The organism is Thalassospira sp. UBA1131 (genome assembly GCF_002311515.1).
Lineage (GTDB): Bacteria > Pseudomonadota > Alphaproteobacteria > Rhodospirillales > Thalassospiraceae > Thalassospira.
On the sequence record NZ_DCAO01000011.1, the window covers coordinates 11,760 to 13,458 of the forward strand.

Annotated in this window: 2 protein-coding genes; both read right to left on the bottom strand. The window is 53.3% G+C overall.

Translation table 11 applies throughout. The features are described 5' to 3' along the window. A partial coding sequence (locus tag B3Z49_RS01455; RefSeq protein WP_296987731.1) for a glutamine synthetase beta-grasp domain-containing protein occupies positions 1-923 on the bottom strand: 923 nt, incomplete at its 3' end. A 62-nt stretch (positions 924-985) separates the two neighbouring features. Beyond that, positions 986-1,324 (bottom strand): P-II family nitrogen regulator, encoded by a 339-nt coding sequence (locus B3Z49_RS01460; protein ID WP_007091888.1) that lies wholly within the window; start codon positions 1,322-1,324, stop codon positions 986-988. Positions 1,325-1,699 lie beyond the last annotated feature (375 nt).

The window sequence follows — 1,699 nt, forward strand, 5'->3', positions numbered from 1 at the left end:
GCTTTGGCGTGCTTGATGATACCGCCGATGTAGTACAGAGCGGTTTCAGAAAGGTCAGCATAGCCATTGCCAGCAAACAGCGGCTTGCCTTCGTGCCAGATCGACTGGTGGGTGTGCATGCCCGAGCCGTTGTCACCGAAGATCGGTTTCGGCATGAAGGTTGCGGTTTTGCCATACTGGTGTGCAACCATGTGGATGCAGTATTTGTAAACCTGAACCGCGTCAGCATGTTCGATCAGGGTGCCGAATGCGATACCCAGTTCGTGCTGCGACGGAGCAACTTCGTGGTGGTGCTTTTCGCAACGCACGCCCATTTCGTTGATGTAGTTGACCATTTCGGCACGGATGTCGTTTGCCGAGTCAACTGGCGGGACCGGGAAGTAACCACCCTTCGGACCCGGACGGTGGCCGCGGTTGCCGCCTTCGAATTCGGTGCCGGTGTTGTACGGACCTTCTTCGGAGTCAAGCGCGTAGGCCATGCTCTCCTGCGAGGTGCTCCAACGAACGTCGTCGAACATGAAGAATTCCGGCTCTGCGCCGAAATATGCGGTGTCGCCGATACCAGCGGATTTCATGTATGCCAGTGCGCGTTTCGCGGTCGAACGCGGGCAACGCTCGTAACCCTGGCCGGTGGCCGGTTCGATAACGTCACAAACAAGGATCAGGGTCGGCTGCGCGGTGAACGGATCAACAACGGCGGTCGACGGATCCGGCATCAGGATCATGTCGGATTCGTTGATTTCTTTCCAACCGGAAATCGACGAACCGTCGAACATGATGCCGTCAACAAAGACGTCTTCGTCGATGGTGCAGATATCCTGTGCGGTGTGCTGCCATTTACCTTTGGTATCGGTAAAGCGCAGATCGACAAACTGGATGCCTTTTTCTTTGATCAGATTAAGTACAGAAGCAGCGTCAGACATGATGCAACCCTTTAAAACTCATAAACAGTTACCGTATGGTGTTCAACGAAAGGCGTGACCGATCAGATCGCGTCGTTACCCCGTTCACCAGTACGAATACGGATCGCGTCCTCAAGTGAGGAAACGAAAATTTTACCGTCGCCGATACGCCCGGTATGAGCGGCTTGCTGGATTGCCTCAATCGCACGCTCTACCAGCGTGTCCTCGACGACGATTTCCAGCTTTACCTTCGGCAGAAAGTCCACAACGTACTCGGCGCCGCGATACAGCTCCGTATGACCTTTCTGACGTCCGAAACCTTTGGCTTCGGTGACGGTAATCCCTTTGAGACCAATCTCTTGAAGGGCCTCTTTTACCTCGTCAAGCTTGAACGGCTTGATGATGGCTTCAATTTTTTTCATTAGCGCCCTCTGCTTTTTGGCGAGAGTTGCGTTGAACTCTGTAAAGCGTAATGCTTCGCCCGCTGACTATTGCACGGACCATGCCAGTTTTCACCGGCAACGGCATTCTAAGGATTCTCTGTGCGAAAACCCAGCAAAACCCATGAAATTTTTAAGATTTTCTGGTTTGCTGGTGACTGTGTTTTAGGCAAGATGTTCAAAAAATATGCAAACACCCTGTTTGGAGGGCAGGCAGGCAGGTTCAAACCTCTCCGGGCTTGCCATTCCGGGGCCATCATGCGACAGGATTTGCTATGCAAGGGTGTGGTCGGGCACAAAAATTATACCCGATGACCGGGACTCGACTGACCATGATACGACCGGGGCCACCATCCG